Consider the following 23,032-nt stretch of genomic DNA (forward strand, 5'->3'; position numbering starts at 1 on the left):
TTATCTCAAACTGTCGACAATACGGTTACGAATTTGAATGCTATTGGGTTCGAGTTGCTGATACAGATAACTGCGTTCTAATACCTCTTTGCTAGGGAAAAGCTCAGGATCATTTTGATACTCTAGAGAAGTGAGCGCTTTTGCTTTTGAGCTTGGTGTCGCAAACCATGAATCCATCGCATTTTGAGCGGCAATCTCGGGTTGCGACAAGAATGATAGAATCGTTGTTGCTTGTGCAGACAACTCTCCGTTATTAATTGCAGCAATGCACTCTAACCATAACGTGGTGCCTTCTTGAGGTACAGCGTAGGACCAAGAGGCATCAGGCTCCAAATCATTGAGTAGATAACTGTCACCAGAATACCCGTAGGCGAGGTCGATGTTAGCGAGACGTTCGGGTTGGTGAATATAATCGATGACGTATTCACTGCTTTCAAGATGAGGCTTTTGGGCTTCTAGAGTTTTATAGGCGAGGCGAAGTTCTTGCTCGTTGTTGGTGAAGGGATCAAATTGATTAGCTAGCAATGCGGTACTCACCAAATCCGTTGGTTCGTAGTACATACTTATGCGGCCACTACTCTTTGAATCAGGTTCGAGAATGGTTGTCCAAGAAGTTGGCGTGTTGATTTTATCACTGCGGTACAAAATGCCCGATGTTCCCCAAGCGTAGGGGATGCCATATTCGCCACACCCATCAACCCATCTCGAATCAATGTTACCTGCAATGGATTGTTGTAACTCACTGAGATTATGAAATAGGTTCTGCTTGGCTAACGCATTGAGCTTTACACTTTCTATAATCACTAGCTCAAATGCCCCCCGACGTTCGCTTAATAACACTTCATCTCTGATCGACTCGTCAGAAAAGAACTGTTGCTTCAAAGAAATGCCGTACGTGTCGCTTAGTTGGGTCACGACGTTATCGGATAGAAACTCATCCCAATTGTAGAGGTAAATATCATTCTGTTGGCTAAAGGCTGTGCCAGTTAAAAAGGATGTTGACGCAAGAACTGAAACATAAAATGCTTTCACTGACGGATTCCTTTCCTACTTTGCTTAATTATATCGTAGCCCAAAATTTGAGACCTGCTTCAAATTTACGCCTCTTATTTTAATGCAACCTAATGTATTTGATGCATACACGTACTTTGCGGCCCGCAAGTTATGGGTAAATGAGCCTTTATAAAAAACACTATGTTAAATCATGGCTTAGCAATCTAAATATTGAAAACCGTGCAATTTAGGTCGTCTTTCCCTCATGAGGCTGATTAGAACGTGTTGTCTGTCTAATTCTCTTAGTATCGAAACATTAATTATTAACCAAAAAACCAACCATGAGTTAATTATGCAATAATAATGCATTAAATTTTACAATAAGGACATTGATTTATGGATGCAGGTTTAGTTGGGATTTTTGTTACCGTGGCGATTGCTCATTTTTTTGCGTTGTTGAGCCCCGGACCAGACTTTGTGATTGTAGTGAAGAGTGCTGTTCGAAATAAGGGAAGAAAAGCACTAGGCGTTGCATTCGGTATTGCCAGTGCGAATGCGGTTTACATTACTTTGTGCCTAGTTGGTGTAGGCTCGATTTTGGCAGCATCCGTTTCTATTATGATTGCACTCAAGATCATTGGTGGTGTGTTTCTTGTTTATCTTGCTTTGCAAGCGATAAGAGCGAAAAAAAGCAATTACAGTAATTTCGATGTTGACGAAGAAGGTGCCTCCAATCAAACCACTTTTCTTAAAGAATTTGTTACGGGTTTTCTATCGGGAATCCTTAATCCTAAAAACCTTTTGTTCTATTTGAGCTTATTCACGGTTGTACTGAATAATGAGGTGGGCTTCATGTTTAAGTTAGGTCTAGGTATTTGGATGACGGTGGTTGTCTTTATATGGGATGCGGCGATCATCTTCTTGTTATCTGCGCCCAAAGTACGTCAAGAGTTTACGCGTGTTGCTTACTATATTGATAAAGTGACAGGAGTAATGCTGGGGCTACTTGGCTTGACCATTGTGAAATCTGCGCTAGTACGTCAATAGGTTCAATTTGAGTCATTATTGCTGAGTAACCTCACGTTTGTGGCACGATACAATGCTTATGTGCCGCGAATGTGTGTATGTTTCCTGCCTTGTCTGATACGTTTTATCTAGTGCTTGCCCGATATTAAACCTTTTGCTTTATCCACCAATTCTTTTCATAACTCTTTGTTTATCATTTCTTTTTTTTCTGAGTAAGTATCGATAAATTTGTTTCTAAAGACTTGTAGCACAAGATGTTTGTGCTTATTGTGGTCAGCAGTATCTAGGTTATGTCCCAACGAGCCATGATTGCCGGTTTGGGAAATGTTTCGCATTTAGGAGCCATTGTGGATTTAGAGATATATCAAGTAGATTCGTTTACAACTCAAGCGTTTAAAGGGAACCCTGCTGGGGTCTGTATCTCTAAAGAGCTGTTGGACGAGTCGTTAATGTTTTCAATCGCAGAAGAGATGGCGGTGTCTGAAACTGCTTTTCTTGCGCTTAACACGATGACGCTTAAATGGTTCACTCCCGAAGTCGAAGTGAAGCTGTGTGGGCATGGCACACTGGCAACTGTTCATGTAATGAAAGAACAAGGGCTGCTCAACACTGGTGATAAGGTCGTGTTTAACACTTTATCTGGGGAGTTATCTGCCGCAGTTTGTGAATCGTCTATTGAGCTTGATTTTCCTAGCACTAAACTGTCATTAGATTCTGAACCCAACCTCGCACTGCTTGAACACCTAGGTTTAGAGCCGCATCAAGTCGTATCATTCCAAGAGTTTGACTCTAAGCAGTTAATCGAAGTTTCCAACGAACAAGTGTTATTGGAGCTTTCACCAAACTTTGATGCGTTAAAAGGTATTCAAGGTCGCGGTGTTGTGGTCACAGCGCTGGCATCAAATACGGAACTTGATTTTGTTTCTCGCTACTTTGCACCTTGGGTTGGGGTTAATGAAGATCCTGTTACCGGCTCAGCACATTGCGCATTGACGCAGCACTGGGCAGATAAGCTCAACAAAAGCAGTTTCAGTGCTTATCAGGCGTCTCGTCGTGGTGGTTATCTGTCGACCGAGCTCTCAGCTAATGGGCGAATAAAGTTAATCGGTTCTGCGACCACTGTGATTAGTGGCGTGTTGAAGCTTTAGATCTCTATAGAAGCTTTAGAGCGCTGTTTGACCTGTATCGTTGGAACCGCCTAGTACGTTTTATTCGACTGTTCACAGTTAAAAGAGGCGGTTAGGGCGTAATGTATTATTGAAGGAATCACCGTGTCTGCCTTTTATCTTTCTCAAGTATTAGTCGCGATAGCCATTTGTTTTGATCTTCTGTCATTCCAATTCAAGGAAAGGAAGAAAATCGTCACTTGTCTGTTCTTTGCTGGCGTTCTTATTTCGAGTCACTTTATCCTTCTCGAACAATGGACAGCGGCGAGCTTAATGACGATTGCCACGATACGCTATTTGACGAGCGTATTTTCTACCTCGTCTAAGTTTAAATATTTGTTCTGTTCGATGTCGGTGGTCGCAACTGCAGTGACTTACTCGGGGCTGACCAGCATATTGAGTTGTTTTGCTTCCGTGTTTCAAACCTTTGCTGCCTTCAATAAAGATGACCGTCGATTAAGAGAATTGATGATCATCGGAACCAGTTTTTGGCTGGTTCATAATTACTTAGTTGGCTCGCCAACAGCGGTTCTGATGGAAGCGCTGTTTATCTGCAGCAACTTGGTGGGCTATTACCGTTTTTATTTCAGAAAGAGTGCTGCTGTTTAGGTTTTACAGTGCAGCTAAGGCCCAGGTTGTTAATCAATTCAATTCCAATCAATTCAATGTTAGCTAGGAGAGCTTGATGCCAAACATTTACAATGATGTTCCTTCATCAATACCCAATGAAATATTCAATGACCTGATTGCCAACGACGGTGTTCGAATCGAAAGGATATTGTCGCATGGACATTGCTCACCAGAAGAGGGTTGGTATGACCAAGATGAGAATGAATGGGTGATGGTGATTGAAGGTAAAGGTGTCATCGAGTTTGAAGATGGACGCGTTGTTACTTTATCAAAAGGGGATTACATCAACATCGCTGCACGAGAAAAGCACAAGGTCATTGGTACGGACAAAGACATGGTGACGATCTGGTTGGCTGTGTTTTATCGTTGATATCTTGTTCTAAAGCTGAGGCTGTTGAATACAGGTTACAGAGCCTGTTGAGCTTGGACTATTGAGCCTGCTGATTCAGCTGTCAATTTGCACCTCTGAAAGAACTTAAGACAAAAAGGAGTATGTCGTGGTTAGAATTCGAAACTATCAAGCGAGTGATGATAAAGCACTGTGGGAGATCTTCTTTCATACCGTACGTAACGTGAATGTTCGAGATTATTCTCAACAGCAAGTAGAAGCTTGGGCACCCAGTAGCTTTGACTTTGCGTTATGGCAAAAGCGTATGAATGGGTTACAACCCTTTGTGGCTGAACTCGATGGTTGCGTAGTTGGCTATACTGACCTGCAACCAAGTGGCTTGATTGATCACTTTTTCTGTCACCACGAATATCAAGGGAAGGGGGTAGGGAAAGCCTTGATGGAGCATGTTTTCACTGTGGGTCGAGTTCGTGGTATATCGAGATATTTCTCTGAAGTAAGTATTACCGCAAGGCCTTTCTATGAGCATCTTGGCTTTAAAGTTGTCAATGAACAGGAAGTCGAAATGCGTGGTGTAAAGCTGACCAATTACGTGATGGAAAAGGTAGTTGAAGATAGAAAAGGTAGTTGAATAGGCGGGCTAGTGTTCGTAGGGATACAGAAACCGAGTTTGAAATATTAATGAACCTTTTTAAGGATAACTTTTCCTGATCTATTGATATTGTCGATGAGTTCAAATTGTGTGCAAGATAATTTGTCTAATCTAAACATTGAGTGAATACAAGGAGTGTTGTTCATGAGTCATGTGAGTAGATCTAAACTATATACATTAATGTCGATGTTGTCCTTCGGTGTTGGCGTTCTAGCCTTAAAAGCTGGGGTGTCGGGGCTGTTTCCTCTCTTTGTTGTCGTCATTTCGTTCTTTTCATTCGTCATCAACTCGTTTCTTTGTTTGTTCGGAGGTAAACGCGAAGATGGCTTTGATGCCTATCAAAAAGCAAATCAGACTCGGTCGGGAGCACTGGTCAAAGGCTTAGAAGACTCGAGCAAATAAACCTGCGTCTTCAGACGAACGGTAATCTCATTTTTGTTACAGTTTTCACCTGTTTTTGGTTCTCTTCTTAAAGAAACATCATCACTTTAGCGATAATATTCACTGCAACTAATTTGAGTGAAGGAAGTCACGTGGGAATTGAAGCTTTAGCGTTTGTGATGGACGCATTAATAACCGCATGCTGCATGTATATCGCCTCCAAAATGTCTTTCGTGGTCGCAGATTTTAAATCCCTTCTTACTATTGCTGTAATCGTTGCTTTGGTGTCATTGATTCCGACAGTGGGCTGGGTGTTGGGGTTGATTCTGTTTGTGTTCCTTCTCGGGAAAGCAACGCACTCTAGTATTGGTGATTGCATTTGGGTGGTGGTCTTCACGAAGGTGGTGTCGATGGCGGCATTTCTAATATTCGGCCGCTTGTTTGTGTAATTCGGGTTCTTGTCGATATAGTTCTTGTTGATATAAAGGCAGCCTCGGTTGGCTGGAGACCGTTATTAACTTTTTAATTAAAAGATGAAAAGGGTGTGACCTGTCGCACCCTCTTAAAACCTTTGACTGATGTTGTATTTCTTATTTAGGCAACAGCACAGCGTCAATCACATGGATAACACCATTGCTAGCCTCAACGTCTGGCATAATAACTTTGGCGTTGTTTATCATTACGTTGCCGTCATCTATCGCTATCATTACCGCACTGCCTTGAACCGTCACTGCACTATTTAACTTCATAACTTCAGCTGCCATGATTTTATCTGGTATTACATGGTATGTGAGCACTGCAACTAGTTTGTCTTTATTTTCTGGCTTCAACAACATGTCGACCGTTCCTTCTGGTAACGCAGCAAATGCCTCATCAGTGGGAGCCAATACGGTGAAAGGGCCTTCGCCTTTCAATGTATCAACTAAGTCCGCTGCTTTTACTGCCGCCACTAAAGTATTGAAAGAGCCGTTTTCCGCCGCAACATCAACGATGTCTTTCTTCATCTCGTGGTGGTTAGCGTGAGCAAAAGCCGTAAAAAGAAGCGTCGCAACTAGCACTGATGTGGTTTTGATTAATTTGTTAAACATATTGTCTTCCTTTGAGTTTTGTCCGTTATTTTCGAGAAGTACTACGAAAGCTTAAAAGCGATAGATCAACTTATTGCACCTTTGAACCTATTTTTTAGATACCCAATTCGTCAGTTGAATAAATGTCTCCGTTAAATAGTTGTTATAATTTCAATTTAATACATATAGTTAACGGGTGATTATTCAATTAATGGATGTGAATATGAGGTTTGTTTTACCAGTTGTATTTTCGGCATTCGCTTCAATGCCAGCTTATAGTGGCCTTGCACCAACGGAAGGTTTCAGTGGTAACTTCAGTGTCTTGACGGGTGTATCTTCTGACAGCAGTAACTTGAGCACCGAGCAAGACGCGAATCAAGTAACCAACACCAAGGAGGGGGATAGTGAAAACCAAGGGCTACTCGGCTTTTTGGGTACGGTTCAATATACCTTTGGTGAGTCACTGACTCATCAAGTGTATGCGGGTACCACTCGAGAGGATATTGCAACAGGTACCATTGCTTTTGAGATTGGTTATCGACATCAGCTATCTGGAGGCACAATATTGGATTTTTCTGTTCTTCCTACGCTTATCTCGGGCAAGGCTTGGACGGATCCGTATGCTGTTGGCGTTAATCGAAATGAAACGGATGTGAAAGGTAATGTAGGACGACTGCAGCTCACTAATATCGGTGGAACTGGTTTTCGAACGGATCTCGCATTTGGGCAATCTGATGTTGATGAAGAGCTATCTGGTAGCCAAGTCTTATCTCCGGAAGATGCTGTGCTGCTGGATAGGGAAAGAACCTATGTGTACGCCAAAGCAGGTTACCGCTTTATCTTACCAAACCAAGCAGGTCTATTTGTTCCTTCAATGGTGTATTTCCACTCAGACGCAGAAGGAGGAGCACTCAGCTTCGATAGTTATGGAATTGAATTAAACTACGCGAAGAGAGTCGGTCGCCACGGTTTTGTTGTTACCCTAGATGCAAGTGATCGTGAATATGATGAGTCGAATCCAATTTACGGGCAAGTACGTGAAGAGAATGAATTCGGTGCATTCTTAGCTTATGAGTTTGGTGGCTTAATGGGTTATGAAGATTGGTCGTTTATTTCATTACTCGGTGTCAGGTCGATTGACTCTAAGATTGACTTTTACAGCTCTGAACAAGCATTAGCGAGTGTTGGTGTTGACTACAAATTCTAATATTCACACTACGTCAACAAAACTAATCAAAGCAGAAGCTTAAGAGCAGCCTTTCTATTTGTTTAATTATTTCGAGCACTTACACCTTCAAAGGTTGTAGGTGCTCGTTGCTATCCGTAATATGAAAATTAGCTTATGGACAAAAATAATATGATAAGGAAGCGCTTTGGAAATACAAATTAGACATCTTGAACCCACCGATAACCAAGATATTTTTGATATTTATCGACACTCGTCAGTATTAGAGAATACCTCACAAAAGCCTTTTCTTAGCTCTGATCAAGTGGAGCGACTGTTTGGTCACTCAGACCATTTCACTTTAGTTGCGGAGGTTTCTGGCAAGGTCGTAGGTCACATTACTTTATTCATGACCACGAAGGTGAGAGACAGACATTGCGCTGGTCTTGCGATAGCGATTAATCCGGAGATGCATGGCAAAGGGGTCGGTAAGGCTTTAATGCTAGAAGCGATCAATCAAGCCGATAACTGGCTAAACCTCGTGCGTCTTGAGTTAGAGGTCCATGCAGATAACCACTCCGCGATTGCTTTATATGAACGAGTAGGTTTTCAGTTAGAAGGCGCGAAAAGGCTGAGTACATTCAAAGCGGGTAAGTATATCGATATGTTACTGATGTCGAGAATTCGACCGGATTATCGTTGAGAGTGACTTAACTCAGTTCAGTTGAAATTGGCCAATAAGATAGTGATTAAACAAAGCCCTTAAATCATTGCTTTTGAGGGCTTTTATACGAATCTAGCGTTATTTGTTGTCGATACCGAAACCATTGCGCAGCGCAAATTGAATCAGTTCGGTATGGTTGTCGAGTTCCAAAATATCCAACATGCGGTATTTGTGTGACTCAATGGTTCTAGGGCTTAAAAAGAGGATCTCCGCACATTGCTTAGCGGTGTAACCTTGTGCCAATTGAGTTAGAACCGCACACTGCCTTTTGGTCAGCAATAATAGCTTTTCACTCTCGTTAATATTATTGGTTTCATCGCTGGTGACACTACGAGTCATTTTGGAGTGCTGCCAAAAACAGAGCCAGATGTCACTCAGCAATTTGATTCGCTTCATGTCAGCCTCTTCAATTGGCTTATCGTAACGACTGAACCGTGAGAAGCCGATAGCTCCCCACTGTTGACCAAACAGCGAAAGGCTTACAATCCCATGCCAATGAGCACCTTCTTCATAAAGTACACGTAACGGGTCGAGTTTATGGTTCTTTAGTGTTTCCTCAGGGAATAACTGCCAACACTCTTTTGAACGTAAAAGCTTTAGGTAATCAAGATAATTACCTTTTAGAAAGCGTTCCATTTCAAGCGGTGGAGTATCTGTTTGGGATACGGAAATACTTTTTCCTGTATCCAGAAGAATCATTGAGTTTGGAAACAGGGTAAGCCTGTCGAGCTTAAACCAAGCGAGCGCTTCTCTTGCCAGTAAGAAAAAAGTGCTATCGAAATCTTTGGGTTGGCATGCGGTCAAAGTGTTGGTTTGGTGAGAGAGGAGATCCTCAAAGCTCGCGAATTGGTTATCTTTCATATTGACCGTCTTTTGTGGTTTTAGACAAAATAGCGGCAATAGCTAAAGTGTGTCAACCTAATGTTAGAATGATGTTCTGAATAAAGTGTGGCGAGTATTCTTAAATGCTACTGAGTAATTTATTAGTTTTATGGAGAAACGATTGGTGAAATTCACACTGAACTCTGTATAGTAGCAACCGTTTGCTTCGTATAACCCCAATGATATGGTTTGGGGGTCTCTACCAGCTCCCGCAAAGTGCTGATTACGAAGGGTTTAGATCACAATTGTGTTCTTACTCTTTGTAATGGCGTTCAAGAAAACCTCCTGTCTATTATTCAGAGTAAGTGCACACCTAAAATCCATAGTAGGTGAAATATGAACGCATTTATTCAAGGGCTCCCAAAAGTAGAGTTGCATTTACACATTGAAGGTTCGCTCGAACCTGAGTTACTTTTCCAACTTGCTCAACGCAACGGCATTGATCTGCCTTATTCATCCCCAGAGCAGCTAAGACGCGCATACGAATTTGATGATTTACAGTCATTTCTGGATATCTATTATCAAGGTGCTGATGCACTGCGCACAGAACCGGATTTCTACGACTTGACATGGGCTTATCTAGAACGCTGTAAAGCCGACAATGTTATCCATACTGAAATTTTCTTTGACCCCCAGACACATACCGATCGTGGCATTGCATTCGACACCGCTATTAACGGCATTCATCGTGCGCTTGAACAGGGTCATAAAGAGTTGGGTATTACCTCTCAAATCATCGCATGTTTTCTGCGCCATTTATCTGAAGAGAGCGCCATTCAAACGTTCGCCGATGTGTTGAAGCATCAAGACAAGATCATCGGAGTTGGCCTAGACTCTTCTGAATTAGGGCACCCACCAGAGAAGTTCAAGCGTGTATTCCAACAAGCAAAACAAGCAGGTTTCTTAACGGTGGCGCATGCAGGAGAAGAAGGGCCTGCTCAAAATATTGTCGATGCGATTGAAATGCTCAGCGTGAGCCGAGTGGATCATGGTGTGCAGTGTATGACCGACGAAGCTCTGATAGCCGAATTGATTGAAACCAAAATGCCGCTGACCGTGTGCCCACTGTCTAATATTAAATTGCGTGTATTCGATGAGATGGAAGATCACAATATTGTTGAGTTGTTAAGACGAGGCGTAGCGGTGACGATTAACTCGGACGACCCTGCATACTTTGGTGGTTATATGTCGGATAACTTTAACGCGGTGAGCCAAGCTCATGAGATGACGGAACAAGAGCTTGCTCAATTTACTTTAAATGCAATAGAAGCGAGCTTTATTGAAGAATCATTGAAACAGCAATATCGTGATGTTGTTTTGGCGTACCTCGCTTAAGTCAAAAGTCAAAAGTTTCAGTATGAAGCTAAAGGCGAAGTTTAGGGTATAGGTGAATGCGAACGAACTCTCGGCATTCTGCGATTTAGAAAGCTTAAACGGCCAACAAGTGTTGGTCGTTTTTATTTTGGTTCTCAAGCGGGTTTTGAGCTAGATAAGTGGCTTAAGACATTAAGAAATATGATTTTATTTGGGTAAAAACATCTTGTCTTAAGCTTTAATGAACTACATTTAAACGAGGTGTAGATATACAGTGTCACGCTATATTGAAATAGAGATCAGCTTAAGCATAAGCGTATAAAAGCAGACACAGAGATTGTCTGAGGAGGAACAAACTGTTGTTAGACCCAACAATCAGTGAACAAATACAATGGCCGTGTGAATTGTCTGCGGACTTGATAGAAAGCTTGCTTGATATTGCCGTTTTTAAATCGGGTGTCGACAGCTTTGAGATTACAAAAAAGTTTCAGAATTTGCCCGGTGTCTTTTATATTTTAAGTGGCTCCGCTGGAATCTGTTTTTCTACAGAAAACATGAAAAGCTTATCTGGTGGTGTTATTGGAAGGGGAGATTGGATGGGGGCTTTGTCTATACATGCTGACTACAACCTCTTTGCCGTGGCAGAAGAAGTAGAGCCTATCACTATGGTACTTTTTCCTGCAAGTAAGGTATTAGAGCTCGCAGAGCGGAAGTGCATGGTTTACAAATGGCTACTTCACTGTGGAACCAAAGCGCAATCTATTTGGATGCAGGCTTACTTATCCTCGATTCATGAAAAAGAGCAGAAAACCATTTACGTCTTGTTGGAACTTGCGGCTCGCCAGACCAATATCGCGGGGGCAACCGTCAGCATTAATATTTCACAAATTCAATTGAGTTCGATAACTGGCATATCAAGACCTAGGCTAAACGAAGTTCTTAAACGGATAGAGCAACAAGGCTTGGTTAAGATACAAAGAGGAAAGGTGTTTATCACCGATGTTAAGGGCTTGTATGAGCATATTTCACCGATGAATTTGATGATACGAGACCCTGTTGCTGAAATTAAGGCATGAATCTTTAACACTACGAGCTAACGTTTGGATTACTAGATTTTCAGTGTTTATTAGATATCTAAAAAAATTATGCACAGTGTTCTTTTAGGAACATACATTACAAGAGAACATCTATAATGTTCACTCTAGATTTATAAATTGAACTAGAGCGGAATAGAATTGTTATGAAAATGGCTGTATTGGAATATAAAGTATTGGGACTTGGTGACTGGATTAAAACAAGGGTTTCTAGCCGCTGTGCCCATTTACTAGCAGCTGAGTATAAAGCGCTAGGATGGCCAACTAAAGTGGATGGTAAAGTGTTATCGGCTGAGCCTGTTTAGTTTACGTAGCTTAAATTCGCTAGATAAAGACAGAAACCAAGAAGCTGGCAAAGTGCCAGCTTCTTTCGTTTGAACGAGAGATCTTAGTTTACTTGTTTGTAATTAAATCTACTTGTTCACGTAGTCTTTGAATTTCTGCTTCGTTTCAGCATCCGCTTTTTCGTACCAGAAATACAACATCTCTTCAGCTGTATTTGCTGCATTACCGTCAATCTTTGCTGGAAGCGTTACGGGTTGTACTACAGCAGCCGCTGCGCCCGCGCTAGCACCTACAGTAAGTGCAGCTATGCCACCTTTCTGGTTGTATTCCTTCGCTTCTTGCGGGTACTTACGACCAATCTGCATGCCATCTTTGATTAGCTTATCTTGCTTAACACTGATTGCATTTTGGTTTTCATCAACCAGTTTCCAATCTAAGTTTTGAAGGCCTTTTTTCGCTTCGTTGGTGTTACGGAACTTCGGCATGTCGAACGTCAATGCGGTGTCTGCTGCGTCAAAAGTAGCAATGATGGTATCGCTGTCGACAAACTCACGGTCGTTGCCTTGGCTGAAAGCAAGTTGATATTTGAAAACGATTTGGTTTACGCCATCTGGAACGGTGATCGTTTTGCTCGAAGAGAAGAAACCACCGTCAAGATCGGGTTTAGCTTCATTTACAGCTAAGACTTCGACTAAAGCATCTGCGCTAGAAGGAACTTCAATTGTTACGTCAGCTAACACTTGTGGTGCTGCGATAATTGTCGAAAGCAGCGCAATGGATTGTAATGTTTTCATAGTCATACAGTTATTTAGGTGAGTAGTTCTACACTCGCATGCATAAAGAAGTATTTCAAGTTGCCTTGTCTCGATTTGGTAAAATTCACCGAAACTTAACCTAAGCCTAGTTTTTGAACGTGTTTATTGTGCGGTTTCTAGTCAGGTGAGAGCGTGGACTTGCCTTATTTTCTGTTAAAGCATCTTCATCGACGTTCGTTGGCGCTTGAGGCGGTTTTAAAGAGACATAAATAGGAACGATTGCCGAAATCCAAATAGCATAGATGGTAATTACGCGATTGAAGGCGACGAACCAGGTTTCACTGCCCGTACTAGATAGGTAGTAGCCAATGAGCGTAAGCAAGGTGCAGGTGATAGCCCACATCACTGTGGAGGTTGGATCTTTCGTTGTTGCCGCAAGCAATACTATCGTAACGTAGGGAACGGCCATAGCAATGCCCAAAGGTACATGATAGTCGACCACAAAAATGATGGTTGCACCAAGAGCCAAGAACAAGTGTGGGCCGGTGTTAGGTAAGTTCAAATTCCATATCATGTGATACCTTCCTTTACCCCATTTTGCGTTGCTGGTGGAGTTTGTGTATCAATCGAGTGGCTTGATGACTATTGACCATCAATCGATTGATCAGTTGTTGAAGTAATTCTGCTTCGGGCATGATGTGTTGATCGGCTATCTGTTCGGCTGAGCTCGCGAGTTCAAGCACTTCGTTCATTTCATACCTTGCTGCAATCTCTTTAACCGCCTTCAATGTTCTGGATAGGTCATCCTGTTTAGCGTCCGAAAATAGCTCTATCAACTCATCGATTTCGTTTTCTAGCTCATCAACGAGAGAAGTTAAGCATTTGAGCTTCTCGTCTGTTTTAAGCTCATCATTAGCTAAAAATTGGCTACGCGACAGTTCTTCCTCTGTGAGTGGCAATTTGTTCTTAGGGTGACGCGTTAACATCGTGATGTTACTTTTTTCCTTGTTTGGAAGATTGTGTGCGTTAACGGAGTGATGGCGGTTGACCTCAAACTGTTGGTGAAACTCGTTGATGGCGTTTTGTAAGCTGTTTTTCTGTAACGGTTTGGTGAGTACAAAGTCTGCGCCTGATTCGATGAATTCATCGTGGGCCTCTTTGAATACATCGGCGGTACATGCAAAAACAACCGTAGTCAGCTTGAGTTCGCCACGGATTTTTTGAATCGCTTCAATACCGCTCATGTTGGGCATATGGTTGTCCATTATGATCAGGTCATATTGGTTTGACGCCAACTTATCTAAGGCCTGTAAACCGTCGTAGGCATTCTCAACCGTTAAGTTTATCGACTCACAGAACTTCCTAATCACCATTGCGTTGATCTTGTTGTCTTCGACTAACAATACTGAGAAGTCATCGAGAGTCTCATTGGTTTTGGTTGGCGTTTGGTCGATGACTTGTTCTTCAAGCTCATGCATTTCCAACGGCAAAGAGATCTTAAATTGAGTGCCCAAACCAAGCTGGCTGGAAACCTTAATTGTTCCGCCCATCAGTTCGACTAACTGCTGAACAATGGAAAGCCCTAACCCTGTGCCACCAAACTTACGGGTTGTTGAGAGCTCGGCTTGTTCAAAGGCGGTAAATATATGGTCGATTTTGTCTTCTGCAATGCCAATACCTGTGTCAGTCACTAATATATTCACGCTTGTTGGGGTTGTCGGTGCAATCAAGAATTCCACTTCAACCTTTCCTGACTCAGTAAACTTGACTGCGTTGCCTGCTAAATTAAATAAGATCTGACGGGTACGTGCAGAGTCACCAATCAACTGAATATTGGTAGGAATGTTATCTTTAATGATAAAAGCTAGGCCTTTGTCTTCTGCAAGAGGTGTCAATGTTTTATCAAGGTGTGTCACGACGTCGGTGACAGAGAACGGGCTATATTCCAACTCCATCTTGCCTTGTTCCACCTTAGAAAAGTCAAGAATGTCATTTAATATGGTGACAAGGTGTTGTCCTGAATCAATGATGATTTGGGCCTGTTTGCGAGTATCTAAACTTTGCGAGTCTTCCTTTATGATTTGAGCGATACCTAACACACCATTCATTGGGGTTCGTAACTCGTGGCTCATGGTCGCTAGAAAGAGAGATTTTGCTTCGCTGGCTTTTTCTGCTTTGTCTGCGGCTTCTTGATAGGAGAGGTTGTTTCTTTTGAGTTCGAAGACTCGGAAGAAAAACATGGTGAATGAGAACACTAAAGTCAGCAACGCCAAAACGATAATAAGCTTAACGATGATACTTTTAAGTTGGTCTTGCAGATCGGTAAACTCATGCTCAATATGTTCAATGTACTCCATGCTGTGTGCTGAAAGTACTTGAGATAACAGCTGACTTTGTTGCTGGTTGAGTTCGGTAAACGTTTTATAAAGGTTCGCCAGCTCGGAGTTGACACCAGAATGGTTAATTTCGATTCCCCCAACCAACACACTCGCAAGAAGCGCGCTTTGAATGTCGATATTTGCATTGTTTATCTCAGCATCAGTTGAGCTGCTCTCTGTGAGTTGTAGAGTTAAAGATTGCAAAATAAACTGACGAGCCACACTAAGTCCTACTAGGTTGTCTAGCGTATCTAAGTTCGACATTGAAGCATCGTAGAAGCGCTCCAATAATTGCGCTGTTGGTAAGTGTTTAAAGAACGTAGAGTGGATATTCTCGCTTTGATAACTTTCTCTGAGCAGTTGTAACTCTCTTTCTAAAGCCACCAAATCTGCAGACATTTGATAAGGGTTGGAAATACCCGCAAGCGCTGCATTGGTGATGTGATCACGCATTTCTAATACTTCGTGGCCTAACTCCCGAATAGGCACTCCATATTCGGTGACCTTTTCATGCTCGGAGTGGGTCAGCATAATGAAGCTAATTAAGCCGATGAAAAGCGATACAAACAGTAGAAATATGAGTCTGATCTTATTCATTTTCAAACTCCATTAACATTTGAGGACGGTTACCGGTAAGGGATTCGAGGAAGACCTTGATATCGTTGATGGTCTGTTTTTCAAACGTTTTACCGAGTTGGCTTTCACCCATGATTTTGATCGCCTCTTCGAGTGTGGCTGTTTGGCCGTCATGAAAATAGGGTGCAGTGATCGCCACGTTTCTTAAGCTAGCAACACGAAATAGATGCTTATCTTGTGGTTGAGCGGTAAACATAAAGCGACCTTGGTCTTCACTTCGCTCGGCTCCTGTTTTCGATAACCCGAAGTAACCAAATCGCATCACCATGCCTCCACCAATGTTGGTACCTTGGTGGCAACGAATACAGCCTTCTTCTTGAAAGGTTTCCCAACCTCGTTTGGCGGTTTCAGAAAGTGCTGCGTTGTCACCTTTTAAATACAGGTCGAAAGGGGCATTTGGTGTGGTCAAACCCTGCATAAATTCAATAAGAACAGCCTTAATTGAAGCTTCGTCAATGGGCGTTGATTGTTCTTGGAATAAGTCGATGTAAGTTTCCGATTGAGACACATAATCCGTAATATGTTGCCAGTTTGAATCCATTTCATCGACGTTGTGCACTGGGCCATCAATTTGATCGCCGAGGTTGTTTACTCGACCATCCCAGAAGAACCGATAGTTAAAGACTGCGTTAAAAACGGTGAGTGAATTTCTCATTCCTGCGCCGTTTACGCCAATCGAAACAGGAATCACCTCTGCACCGTTGGTTTGCAGGCTATGACAACTTTCACAGCTTACACTGCGATTAGAAGAGAGATTCGGGTCTTTAAATAGCGCCCAACCAATTTTGGCAATCTCATGATTTATCTCGGGAGAGTTTGGAATCGGAGATATGGGCTGGCTTGAAGCGACGGTTTTATGTGCGTGCTTTTCTTCTGAATGGGCGGAGCGCCCTGAAGAATGAGAGTCATCATGATCGCTTTCATGGACGTGATTTTCTTGGTGTTCGAACGAGGTGTGCATTTTTGAAGAGGCCGCGTCATAAACTAGCATAGCGACTGAAACGACAATGACAGTTATGCTTATTCCTGCTAAATATGGCGTTTTCATAGCATCAGTTCCATCTAGTTTAGATAATTTGGGCAAGTCAGAATCCTTCTGATTTAAACCTTATTCACCCTGTGGATGAGAGGTGTATATTTATAAACTTAGTTTCATAGTGGTGATGTTGCAAGAAGATGGTGTAACAAGAGGAGAGGAGCAAGATGAAGTCATTGAATCGTTGAATGACAAGGAGCAGGGATCGTTAGAAACAACGTGTTACGTAGGGCAAGTTAGTGACTTAACGGTGAATTCGAAAAGACCTTGTTGTATAGAATTTGAATTTTAAGATACAGATACAGAAAACAAGTGCCAGACGTAGAAAAGCCGTGGTAACTGCATAGAGTGACCACGGCTTTGGTATTACATCATGTACTTTCTAAACTACTTGAATTACATGGTCTAGAGGGGCTTATTTAGCTTGCGCTGCTGCCGCTTCTAGTTGCTTAAGTTTACCTTGAAGCATGTAAGCATTTTGGTTGAAGTTACCAGGGTTCAGCACTTGGCTTTGCTGCATTGGGTAGTCAGGTAGCGTGTTCATGAACTCTTGTACTTTGCCGCCTACTGGTACGAATAGCCACATGTTGTCTGCCATCCAACGTAGGTACATGCCAGATTCGTGTGGTGCTTTTTCGAATGGGTCAGCACGTAGGTGTACTACTTGAGGCCAGTTTGTTTGGAAGCGAACGGCATCTGTGATGTTACCGTCCATCACAGCGAATGAAATCTTGAAGTCATTCCAACGTACTGCGTTTAACTCAGCGTTTGCAGAGAAGTAAAGCATGCTGTCACGAGGGCCTTTCTCTTCTTTACCTTGGAAGTAAGGCAGGAAGTTGTAACCATCTAGGTGTACACGCCAGTTTTTACCGTTGTAAGTTGCACCTTTGTCAGATGCTAGCTTCTCAACCACTTTATCATCACCAGCGGCTGCTAGTAGAGTAGGGATCCAGTCTTGGTGGCCCATGATGTCGTTGATCTTCGTTCCCGGTTTGATAGTACCAGGCCAGCGAACTAGCTGAGGAACACGCATACCGCCTTCGTAAGTTGTACCTTTCTCACCGTGGAAGTAAGTAGCACCACCATCAGGCCAAGATACGGTTTCTGCACCGTTATCGGTCGAGTAGATAACGATTGTGTTGTCTGCGATCTTAAGCTCATCAAGCTTGTCTAGAAGGATACCCACTTGGTCATCGTGCTCTAGCATGCCGTCTGCGTAGATACTGATACCAGATTTACCTTGGTATTTCTCTTGTAGACGAGTCCACACGTGCATACGAGTCGTGTTGTGCCAGATGAAGAATGGTTTATCAGCTTTCACTGCTTTTTCCATGAACGCTAGAGATTCTTCTAGGAACTCCTCATCCGCGTGCTCCATACGCTTACGCGTCATTGGTCCTGTATCTTCAATCTTACCGTCAGAAGTCGACTTGATTACACCACGAGGGCCAAAGTTCTTACGGAACTCAGGATCTTTAGGGTAGTAGTATGTCTCTGGCTCTTCTTCCGCGTTCAGGTGGTAAAGGTTACCGAAGAACTGGTCAAAACCGTGGTTCGTTGGAAGGTGTTTATCTTGGTCACCCATGTGGTTCTTACCGAACTGAGCTGTCATGTAGCCTTGTTCTTTAAGAAGGTCAGCGATTGTTGGAGCCCAATCTGGGATACCGTGGTCAGAGCCCGGCATACCGATAGTCAGTAGACCTGTACGGAAAGGTTCTTGACCGGTTAGGAATGCAGCACGACCAGCAGTACACGATTGTTGACCGTAGTGGTCAGTAAATAGTGCGCCTTCATTAGCAATACGGTCGATGTTAGGTGTTTCGTAACCCATCATACCGTTGTTGTATGCACTGATGTTGAATACACCAATGTCATCACCCCAGATAGCAAGAATGTTTGGTTTTTCTGCTGCTGTTGCCGCTGAAGAAGCTGCTAATAAGCCAACACCTAATGCTAGTTTATTAATTTTAGTACCCATAAGGACTCCGATTCACTTTTAAGATTAATGCGTTAGAACAACACATCGATGAGCAAATGTTATTCCCAAAATTCCGTTCCGTCCTTTTATAGTGCTTATAACCAATCGTTATGATGCTTAGGTAACCTATTGATTAATATCAGCTCCAGTGGGTACCTAGAATAAAGCCTTAGTTTGTATGTGTGATCCTTATCATGTTTGTTGGCGTAAACCCTATCGATGATTTCTGTATCCGTATCTCAATAAAAATGACAAAAAGATTAATAGCTTAGGGAATCTCGCGCATGTGCAAAAAATGGACTATACGTTGTAGGGCAGGATGCAAATAACTTACGAAGAGGTTTCTATGACAGCGAAATATGGCGCTAAACGTCGATTAGCGATTTTGGGTACAGCAATGATGGCCGCGTCCAGCGCCACTTTTGCGGCAGAAAAGCCAAATATATTGGTCATTTGGGGGGACGATATTGGTCAATCCAATGTGAGTGCATACACTTTCGGTCTCATGGGTTACAAAACCCCAAATATTGATAGCATCGCCAAAGAAGGGATGATGTTTACCGATTACTACGCAGAGCAATCTTGTACTGCGGGTCGCTCTACTTTCATTACGGGACAAAGTGTATTACGAACGGGTTTGAGTAAAGTAGGCTTGCCGGGTGCAGACATTGGCTTACAAGCACAAGACGCGACAATCGCAGAAATGCTGAAACCTATGGGTTACATGACAGGTCAATTTGGTAAAAACCACCTTGGCGATAAAGATGAATTCCTTCCAACAGCACACGGGTTTGACGAATTTTTTGGCAACCTTTACCACCTAAATGCTGAAGAAGAACCAGAAAATGAAGATTACCCAACCGACCCAGAATTTCGTAAGAAATTTGGCCCTCGTGGCGTTATCAAGTCATTTGCTGATGGCAAGATTGAAGATACTGGCCCACTAACGCGTAAGCGTATGGAAACGGTTGATGAAGAAACACTAGACGCGGCACTTGATTTCATGGATCGCGCAGTGAAAGCGGACAAACCATTCTTCGTTTGGTGGAACGCAACACGTATGCACTTTAGAACGCACGTGAAAGCTGACAGTAAAGGCGTAACCGGCGTTGGTAACTACGCTGATGGTATGGTTGAACACGATCGACACGTTGGGCAACTATTGAAGCAAGTAGACGAGTTAGGAATCAAAGACAACACCATCGTTTTCTACTCAACGGATAACGGCCCTCACATGAACTCTTGGCCTGATGCGGGTACAACCCCGTTCCGTGGTGAGAAAAACACCAACTGGGAAGGCGCATACCGTGTACCAGCGATGGTTCGTTGGCCTGGTAAGATTGAACCAGGAACCGTATCCAACGAAATCATGCACCATATGGACTGGATGCCGACCTTCGTTGCCGCTGCTGGTGATGACCAAATCAAAGAGAAACTACTCAAAGGTCATACTGCCGGTGATAAAACATTTAAGGTTCACTTAGATGGTTATAACTTCCTTCCTTACTTAACCGGTGAAGAAGAGAAAGGCCGTCGTTCGGAGATCTTCTACTTTACCGATGATGGTGATTTAGCGGCGCTTCGTTACAACCAGTGGAAAGCGGTGTTCATGGAGCAGCGTGCAACGGGTACCATGCAAATTTGGGCTGAACCGTTCGTGACGTTACGTCTTCCTAAGCTGTTTAACCTGCGTATGGATCCATACGAAAACGCAGACATTACATCGAACACATACTACGACTGGTTGTTAGACCATGCTTATATGTTCGTTCCAGCACAAGCGTATGTAGGCAAGTTCCTAGAAACCTTTGCTGAATACCCGCCACGCCAAAAAGCCGCGAGCTTTAGCTTGGATCAGGTAATGGAAAAACTTCAGGAATCTCATAACAAGTAAGTGATTGTTTGAGTGAGACTGAACAGATTGAAGAGCTCTTAGGAGCTCTTTTTTTATGCGCATATCGATGAGTAAATCCCGGTCGTGAATACGAGTCACAACTATGGAGCTCATTGCCACTAAATAATTGTAAATTCGTTGTTTTTACGTCTACCTTATTAAGCATAAGGATGTATAAAAACAAGGAATGTTATGTCTGCATGGTTGTGCTCACTGGTAAACGGATTGAAACACCAGCGAGTCGCAGTATTATCCGCAATCTTGTCTTCACTGATGTTGTCGCTGTTCAGTTTGAACGCCTATGCCAACGAGCAAGATCCTAATATCAACTTTGATATTTCAAAGGCCAACTCTGTAGCTTCACACGTTAGCTCTGACGCTTTACCTATCGGTTCTAAAGCCACGTATGTCGGTTCGAAAGCGTGTGTTGATTGTCATAGTGCAGAAGTCGAAGCGTGGGAGGGCTCTCATCATGATATGGCGATGAAGCATGCTACAGATGAATCGGTATTAGGCGACTTCAACGATCAAACAGTCACACATGACGGTAAACCCAACCGATTTTTTCGCAAGGGCGAAGAGTTCTGGGTCAATATCGAAGGGCCAGACGGCCGATTCAAAGATTACAAAATCAGCTATACCTTTGCCTTTGAACCACTACAACAATACATGGTTGAATTTGAAGACGGCCGTGTACAGTTGATTCCTTTCGCTTGGGACTCTCGAACTGAAGGCGAAGGCGGCCAACGCTGGTATCACCTCTATCCTGACACCACCAACACTGATGAATTCTACTGGACCAACAGCGGTCAAAACTGGAACTTCATGTGTGCCGATTGCCACTCTACGAATCTAGAGAAAAACTACGACAGCGCGAGTAATACCTACAACACCACATGGTCGGAGATTAATGTCGGTTGTGAAGCGTGTCATGGCCCTGCAAGCGAGCACGTTGAACAGGCCTTGTTAGCAAATCACCAGAAAGCCAAAGCCAATGGTGGAAAGGATGCTCCAGTCTCGGCGCATTACGGATTTGACCGTGACTTGTCGAAATCGGTGAAAGAGTGGATCTATCAAGAGGGTAATTCAACCCTGCAACCAAAAGACATCATCCATACCAATCAAGTTCAAACCTGTGCTCAATGCCACAGCCGACGTACTCAGTTGAATGAAACAGGCGACCACGTGAACGGGTCATTCTTTGATAAGTATCGCCTGAGCTTAATTACTCCTGAGCTTTACCATAACGATGGTCAAATCTACGATGAAGATTATGTCTACGGATCTTTCCTTCAATCCGTGATGGCTGAAAAAGGCGTCACGTGTACTAACTGCCACGATCCCCATACCGCTGAACTAAAAATTGCGGAAGAAGCCGTGTGTAGCCAATGTCATATTGCATCAGAATACACGCCTGAGAAGCACACATTCCACGAAGCGAATACAGAGGCTTCACAATGTACGACTTGTCACATGCCAGAGACGACTTACATGGAGGTCGACCCAAGACGTGATCACAGTTGGCATATCCCACGTCCTGATATTAGCCAACACATTAAAACGCCGAACGTGTGTACTAGCTGTCATGAAGATCAAACTGACCAGTGGGCAGATAAGCAAATCGGTGAGTGGTTCCCAGATTCTAAGTATCGTAACCAGCAGCATTTTGCCGTTGCCTTTTATGCTGACTCAATAGGGCACCGAGGGGCAGAGGATGCGTTGGCGTATTCGGCTCAGGATTCCAGCTTAAGCAATATCATTCGAGCATCGAGCTTAGAACGTTTGGGCGGTAATACGGGCAAGAATACGCTGATCTCGCTGGCAAGAGCGGTGAAACACGATGATGAAATGATCCGTTTGGGTGTGGTGCAAGGCTCGTCTGGTTTCCCATTTACCGACCGTTGGCAGATTCTAGAACCGCTGCTGAAAGATCCTGTATTGTCGATCCGTTCAGAAACCGCAGGTGCATTGGTACGTTACTGGGGAGAAATGAATCCTCTGCAGAAAGACCAAATCAAACCTGCACTGCAAGAGTACATTGAGATACAGCAATTTAATGCCGACAGAGGGTTTGGACGCACTAACCTAGGCAACGTTTACCGAGATTTAGGTCAGCACGATAAAGCAATTGAATTCTATTTAGGTGCTATCGATATTGAGCCTTACTTCGAAAACAGCTACGCCAACTTGGCGGATTTGTATCGAGCGCAAGGTAACGAAGCAAAAGCGTTGTCGACCTTGAAGCAAGGTATTGAAGCTCAGCCTAAATCGAGTGTTTTGCCATACAGCACAGGATTGTCTCTGCTTCGTGTGAAAGATTACGAACAAGCAACGGACTACCTTAAACAAGCCGCTGAAACTGCACAAACCGACCCTCAATATTGGTATGTGTACGGATTGGCTTTGGAAAAATTGGATGTGCTTGCGGCAAGTCAATCACTGCATAAGGCTTACCAATTTAGCCGCAACCCACAGCACCTGTATGCCCAGTGTGAAGTGTTGGCGCGAAACAGTCATATACCGGGCGTACCAAAGGCGTTTGAGCAATGTATTTTATCATTGAGCAAAGTGGCACCGCCGGAAGCCATTAACCAATTGAAAGCTAGGTTTAAATAAAGCGATAAGGT

At 43.2% G+C, this 23,032-nt stretch carries 22 protein-coding genes and 1 riboswitch; of the genes, 14 read left to right on the top strand and 8 right to left on the bottom strand.

Annotation, left to right across the window (positions count from 1 at the left end):
* On the bottom strand, nucleotides 1-1,032 hold the full coding sequence (locus tag MSG35_RS12655) for an extracellular solute-binding protein (RefSeq protein ID WP_248384100.1): 1,032 nt from the start codon (nucleotides 1,030-1,032) through the stop codon (nucleotides 1-3).
* Nucleotides 1,033-1,389: 357 nt separating this feature from the next.
* Here MSG35_RS12655 and MSG35_RS12660 point away from each other — a divergent pair, with 357 nt between their 5' ends.
* The 7 genes from MSG35_RS12660 to MSG35_RS12690 all read left to right on the top strand — a co-directional run bounded on the left by MSG35_RS12660 (nucleotide 1,390) and on the right by MSG35_RS12690 (nucleotide 5,646).
* Nucleotides 1,390-2,040 (top strand): LysE family transporter, encoded by a 651-nt coding sequence (locus MSG35_RS12660; protein ID WP_248384101.1) that lies wholly within the window; start codon nucleotides 1,390-1,392, stop codon nucleotides 2,038-2,040.
* Nucleotides 2,041-2,324: 284 nt separating this feature from the next.
* A complete protein-coding gene (locus MSG35_RS12665; protein WP_082242933.1) occupies nucleotides 2,325-3,167 on the top strand; it encodes a PhzF family phenazine biosynthesis protein in 843 nt (280 codons plus the stop codon).
* A gap of 123 nt (nucleotides 3,168-3,290) precedes the next feature.
* The gene (locus MSG35_RS12670; RefSeq protein ID WP_248384102.1) at nucleotides 3,291-3,794 is read left to right on the top strand and encodes a YgjV family protein; all 504 of its coding nucleotides are present in this window, start codon (nucleotides 3,291-3,293) and stop codon (nucleotides 3,792-3,794) included.
* A gap of 76 nt (nucleotides 3,795-3,870) precedes the next feature.
* Nucleotides 3,871-4,185 carry a cupin domain-containing protein gene (locus tag MSG35_RS12675; RefSeq protein WP_248384103.1) on the top strand — a complete coding sequence of 105 codons (315 nt, stop codon included), beginning with the start codon at nucleotides 3,871-3,873 and terminating at the stop codon, nucleotides 4,183-4,185.
* Between the two features lie 127 nt (nucleotides 4,186-4,312).
* Entirely contained in the window at nucleotides 4,313-4,795 is a 483-nt protein-coding gene (locus tag MSG35_RS12680) for a GNAT family N-acetyltransferase (RefSeq protein WP_102339241.1), read from the top strand.
* 165 nt (nucleotides 4,796-4,960) lie between these two features.
* Nucleotides 4,961-5,218 carry a hypothetical protein gene (locus tag MSG35_RS12685; protein ID WP_017085155.1) on the top strand — a complete coding sequence of 86 codons (258 nt, stop codon included), beginning with the start codon at nucleotides 4,961-4,963 and terminating at the stop codon, nucleotides 5,216-5,218.
* 131 nt (nucleotides 5,219-5,349) lie between these two features.
* On the top strand, nucleotides 5,350-5,646 hold the full coding sequence (locus MSG35_RS12690; protein WP_004730457.1) for a hypothetical protein: 297 nt from the start codon (nucleotides 5,350-5,352) through the stop codon (nucleotides 5,644-5,646).
* 141 nt (nucleotides 5,647-5,787) lie between these two features.
* Here MSG35_RS12690 and MSG35_RS12695 read toward each other — a convergent pair whose 3' ends face one another.
* A complete protein-coding gene (locus tag MSG35_RS12695) occupies nucleotides 5,788-6,285 on the bottom strand; it encodes a fasciclin domain-containing protein (RefSeq protein WP_248384104.1) in 498 nt (165 codons plus the stop codon).
* Between the two features lie 202 nt (nucleotides 6,286-6,487).
* On the opposite strand from MSG35_RS12695, the gene MSG35_RS12700 reads away from it, so the two are divergent.
* Together MSG35_RS12700 and MSG35_RS12705 are read left to right on the top strand one after the other, a co-directional pair.
* A complete protein-coding gene (locus tag MSG35_RS12700; RefSeq protein WP_017085153.1) occupies nucleotides 6,488-7,471 on the top strand; it encodes a DUF2860 family protein in 984 nt (327 codons plus the stop codon).
* A gap of 166 nt (nucleotides 7,472-7,637) precedes the next feature.
* Complete coding sequence (locus MSG35_RS12705; RefSeq protein WP_004730462.1) at nucleotides 7,638-8,132, top strand: GNAT family N-acetyltransferase; 495 nt, start codon at nucleotides 7,638-7,640, stop codon at nucleotides 8,130-8,132.
* Between the two features lie 99 nt (nucleotides 8,133-8,231).
* Here the strand turns inward: MSG35_RS12705 and MSG35_RS12710 are convergent, their stop codons facing one another.
* Entirely contained in the window at nucleotides 8,232-9,014 is a 783-nt protein-coding gene (locus tag MSG35_RS12710) for a LuxR C-terminal-related transcriptional regulator (RefSeq protein WP_017080125.1), read from the bottom strand.
* Nucleotides 9,015-9,181: 167 nt separating this feature from the next.
* Nucleotides 9,182-9,281: riboswitch (purine riboswitch) on the top strand.
* Nucleotides 9,282-9,371: 90 nt separating this feature from the next.
* Here MSG35_RS12710 and MSG35_RS12715 point away from each other — a divergent pair.
* From MSG35_RS12715 to MSG35_RS12725, 3 genes are all read left to right on the top strand, one after another.
* Nucleotides 9,372-10,370 (top strand): adenosine deaminase, encoded by a 999-nt coding sequence (locus tag MSG35_RS12715; RefSeq protein WP_248384105.1) that lies wholly within the window; start codon nucleotides 9,372-9,374, stop codon nucleotides 10,368-10,370.
* A gap of 338 nt (nucleotides 10,371-10,708) precedes the next feature.
* On the top strand, nucleotides 10,709-11,425 hold the full coding sequence (locus MSG35_RS12720; RefSeq protein ID WP_248384106.1) for a Crp/Fnr family transcriptional regulator: 717 nt from the start codon (nucleotides 10,709-10,711) through the stop codon (nucleotides 11,423-11,425).
* 164 nt (nucleotides 11,426-11,589) lie between these two features.
* A complete protein-coding gene (locus MSG35_RS12725) occupies nucleotides 11,590-11,748 on the top strand; it encodes a hypothetical protein (protein ID WP_017085149.1) in 159 nt (52 codons plus the stop codon).
* A gap of 108 nt (nucleotides 11,749-11,856) precedes the next feature.
* Here MSG35_RS12725 and MSG35_RS12730 read toward each other — a convergent pair whose 3' ends face one another.
* The 5 genes from MSG35_RS12730 to MSG35_RS12750 all read right to left on the bottom strand — a co-directional run bounded on the left by MSG35_RS12730 (nucleotide 11,857) and on the right by MSG35_RS12750 (nucleotide 18,511).
* Complete coding sequence (locus tag MSG35_RS12730; protein WP_248384107.1) at nucleotides 11,857-12,522, bottom strand: DUF2057 family protein; 666 nt, start codon at nucleotides 12,520-12,522, stop codon at nucleotides 11,857-11,859.
* A gap of 106 nt (nucleotides 12,523-12,628) precedes the next feature.
* Complete coding sequence (locus tag MSG35_RS12735; RefSeq protein ID WP_248366887.1) at nucleotides 12,629-13,057, bottom strand: hypothetical protein; 429 nt, start codon at nucleotides 13,055-13,057, stop codon at nucleotides 12,629-12,631.
* A gap of 13 nt (nucleotides 13,058-13,070) precedes the next feature.
* Complete coding sequence (locus MSG35_RS12740) at nucleotides 13,071-15,458, bottom strand: ATP-binding protein (RefSeq protein WP_248384108.1); 2,388 nt, start codon at nucleotides 15,456-15,458, stop codon at nucleotides 13,071-13,073.
* Nucleotides 15,451-16,545 carry a cytochrome c peroxidase gene (locus tag MSG35_RS12745; protein WP_248384109.1) on the bottom strand — a complete coding sequence of 365 codons (1,095 nt, stop codon included), beginning with the start codon at nucleotides 16,543-16,545 and terminating at the stop codon, nucleotides 15,451-15,453. Before MSG35_RS12745 ends, MSG35_RS12740 begins: the two co-directional genes overlap by 8 nt.
* Before the next feature lie 403 nt (nucleotides 16,546-16,948).
* Nucleotides 16,949-18,511, bottom strand: a complete 1,563-nt coding sequence (locus MSG35_RS12750; RefSeq protein WP_248384110.1) for an arylsulfatase — start codon at nucleotides 18,509-18,511, stop codon at nucleotides 16,949-16,951.
* A gap of 346 nt (nucleotides 18,512-18,857) precedes the next feature.
* On the opposite strand from MSG35_RS12750, the gene MSG35_RS12755 reads away from it, so the two are divergent.
* Complete coding sequence (locus MSG35_RS12755; protein WP_248384111.1) at nucleotides 18,858-20,405, top strand: arylsulfatase; 1,548 nt, start codon at nucleotides 18,858-18,860, stop codon at nucleotides 20,403-20,405.
* A 192-nt stretch (nucleotides 20,406-20,597) separates the two neighbouring features.
* Complete coding sequence (locus MSG35_RS12760; RefSeq protein WP_248384112.1) at nucleotides 20,598-23,021, top strand: tetratricopeptide repeat protein; 2,424 nt, start codon at nucleotides 20,598-20,600, stop codon at nucleotides 23,019-23,021.
* The last annotated feature ends 11 nt before the right edge of the window (nucleotides 23,022-23,032 follow it).

The sequence above is a fragment of the Vibrio sp. 1CM23M genome, from assembly GCF_023161755.1.
Classification (GTDB): Bacteria; Pseudomonadota; Gammaproteobacteria; order Enterobacterales; family Vibrionaceae; genus Vibrio; species Vibrio coralliirubri.